Raw genomic sequence first — 2,502 nt, 5'->3', positions numbered from 1 at the left:
TGATTTTCTAATTATTTCAATATCAGGCATTTCAGCGCGAAAAATTTCTAGTGCTTTAGTTATGCTTACTTCATTTTCCATTCGCTTATTAACCCAGCCGTTTAAATCACAGGCGTTATTTTCTGCCTCAGATAATAGGTCTTCCCCTGTCCAATCAAGAAGTCCTTCCATCCAATCCATCGCCTGTTTTTTATCTCCTTTTTCCAACAGGTGATGAACTATTGCAATAGTTAAATTTAGTTTTTCCATTGTCCATGAATTAGATAATTACATTGCCAGTTTAAATTGTAATTTTTCTATTTCATTCGCTATGTCAATCACATTATTATTCATTTAAATCCCTCCGGTTTAACATTCAATATTACGAGGAGATATTAATGTCGTTCTAAATTCAGCACCCAATTTAACCATGGCATCGAAAAATTAAATCTCAGAGTTTTAATTTATTAAATTATGAATCTCTGGGTATTTGTTGGCATCAAATAGAACAATTTCCCTGCCGCCAATGCAATAAAACCCTAATCGTTTAGATGGACATTTCAGTAAATGGTATTGTGATTTTTTTAACCATATTTGTTCAGTTTCTGTTAACTCCTCTTTATTTTTTCTGTTTTCTTTACATCCCGCTTGAAACACTTCCCAATAATTCTGAATTGACATATTGATATACGTTCCATCATCGTATTTATCCAGCCCATTTTTATAGTAATGAAATTCAATAGTTATGAATTTCTCAAACGCCTCTCTGCGTGAATCTGAATTAGTCATTATCATCACCTATATATTTTATTTTTCCTGTTAATATTCCATCAATCAGCGTGCGCATTTCCCAACGTTTCATTTAAACTCCCTGCATATATTCGCTGCTTTCTCACACATATCAGTATCAAACCAACCGAAATGACATTTACTGGAACTGACTCCCAGCCGCCATGCCAGCCATCGGTAGGCATCCGTGCGCTCCCAGTTCCTGAATTTCCGCATCCGATCAAAAACCTGTTTGCTTTTCTTTCTCGCTTCCCGTGTCGGTTTATCTGCCAGATAATGGCGAGCAAAAACAGGCAATTTTGTTTTGTCGATGATCGCCATCTAGGCCGCAAACTCAGTCGGTGTTATCCCAGAGGGCGCGCGTATAGCAAACTGGAGCGTTTGTAATACAAAGCGAGTAAATGCAAGCCGATTGACTATCCGACCGAGAAGTTACGGGCATTGGTAACCCCACAAGAAGGACTTTTGAGATGAAAGGAACGACATTTCCAGTATTGATGTCTGCCTACGACGCTCAAGGAAGCTCTCTGGCATTGAAATATATCAACAATAATGCGAGAAACCTTTGTGGGAATACAGATTCTGTTTTAGCTGAGGTTTGTTTTTACAGGCAAAAACAGTACCCAAGAGGCAAAGCGATTCATAAGTTGGCTGCGTGCGCGTGGCGTTGTTATTGATATCAAAAATGGTGTTGGTGAGGTGGTGGTGCTATCAAAGCCCATCACTGACGAGGAAACACACGAATATTTTGTTGGCCACTGGCTAGGTCGTGACGAGAGCGGAGAGCGTGAGAAAACTAGAGATATGGATAAAGAGCGAATGCTCTATGCATAGTGCTAGAAGTGATTATTCTTAACTTCATCCAATGGAGTAAGTTATAAACACCCCTAACGAGGCTTTTGTAATTCTTCTCACATTTTTTGATATTGCTGATAAAATAATCAATAACGCTTAAAATTATCTCAGTGATTAAATGTGAGAAATGTTTAATATCGGGTGGTGTTATGGAAATTAAAGAGAAAATAGCGACAGCATTTTGCACTCTTGAATTAAATAAGAACGTCAACCCTGATTTATTGGTACCAATAATCACAAAAGTAGTAAGCAGTTTTCCAGACACTCAACGCTTAGATGTGATAGTGAGTCTAATAGGATTAAGTAAAAAGCAATCCTATCGGCTATTTATAGATATTCTCCATAATGGAGAAAGTTGCGTAAAATTTCATGAAAATCCTTATGGTGGTGAAGGAGAAGAATTCACTGTTGTAAACATCAGATTACCGGAGAATCAAGTTACTGCTAGCTTTAATGCTGTATTTGACCAGATAAAGATCCCTGAACCTGGCATTTATGAAATAAAGGTGAAATTAAGCAATAAAGAAAAACAAGTGATTGATGAGAACTCCTACTATTTTGATGTCTTAGATAAAAAGGATTACAAAAAATGGCAACGCAGAAACAGTTAACACTTGTCAGAAATGATATTATGACTGCCATTGCAGGCAATGGTCATGTATTAAATAGTTAGATTGAATATCAAAAATAGTACTCACGCTCAATAAAAGTTCCTATCACCTTATCGTGCATTTCTTCGGATTTTGAATAACTGATAGTTTTTCTATTCAGTCTTTTTATTCGAGTACGCTGAGTTAAATTCGTTCTCTCTATACGCTGAGTAAACGTCTTTCCAGTCAGGTGATCTTCCTCGGGAAGGTTATCATAAACAACATAATC

At 37.0% G+C, this 2,502-nt stretch carries 6 protein-coding genes; 2 read left to right on the top strand and 4 right to left on the bottom strand.

Annotation, left to right across the window (positions count from 1 at the left end):
* The 3 genes from Xhom_RS48950 to Xhom_RS48940 all read right to left on the bottom strand — a co-directional run.
* Window positions 1–249, bottom strand: a 249-nt coding sequence (locus Xhom_RS48950) for a hypothetical protein (protein ID WP_145957515.1), incomplete at its 3' end; no start/stop codon positions are given.
* 189 nt (window positions 250–438) lie between these two features.
* Window positions 439–768, bottom strand: a complete 330-nt coding sequence (locus Xhom_RS48945) for a hypothetical protein (RefSeq protein ID WP_069315030.1) — start codon at window positions 766–768, stop codon at window positions 439–441.
* Window positions 769–837: 69 nt separating this feature from the next.
* Window positions 838–1,089 (bottom strand): zinc-finger-containing protein, encoded by a 252-nt coding sequence (locus tag Xhom_RS48940; protein ID WP_069315031.1) that lies wholly within the window; start codon window positions 1,087–1,089, stop codon window positions 838–840.
* 381 nt (window positions 1,090–1,470) lie between these two features.
* On the opposite strand from Xhom_RS48940, the gene Xhom_RS48935 reads away from it, so the two are divergent.
* Both Xhom_RS48935 and Xhom_RS48930 read left to right on the top strand, forming a co-directional pair.
* On the top strand, window positions 1,471–1,602 hold the full coding sequence (locus Xhom_RS48935; protein WP_274540181.1) for a NinB/YbcN family protein: 132 nt from the start codon (window positions 1,471–1,473) through the stop codon (window positions 1,600–1,602).
* Window positions 1,603–1,772: 170 nt separating this feature from the next.
* On the top strand, window positions 1,773–2,234 hold the full coding sequence (locus Xhom_RS48930) for a hypothetical protein (RefSeq protein ID WP_069315032.1): 462 nt from the start codon (window positions 1,773–1,775) through the stop codon (window positions 2,232–2,234).
* A 70-nt stretch (window positions 2,235–2,304) separates the two neighbouring features.
* Here the strand turns inward: Xhom_RS48930 and Xhom_RS48925 are convergent.
* A partial coding sequence (locus Xhom_RS48925) for an IS1 family transposase (RefSeq protein ID WP_244590771.1) occupies window positions 2,305–2,502 on the bottom strand: 198 nt, incomplete at its 5' end.

Source organism: Xenorhabdus hominickii (genome assembly GCF_002632725.1).
GTDB lineage: Bacteria > Pseudomonadota > Gammaproteobacteria > Enterobacterales > Enterobacteriaceae > Xenorhabdus > Xenorhabdus hominickii.
The sequence above is the reverse complement of the archived record's forward strand: the minus strand, read 5'-3'. Positions and strand labels throughout refer to the sequence as shown.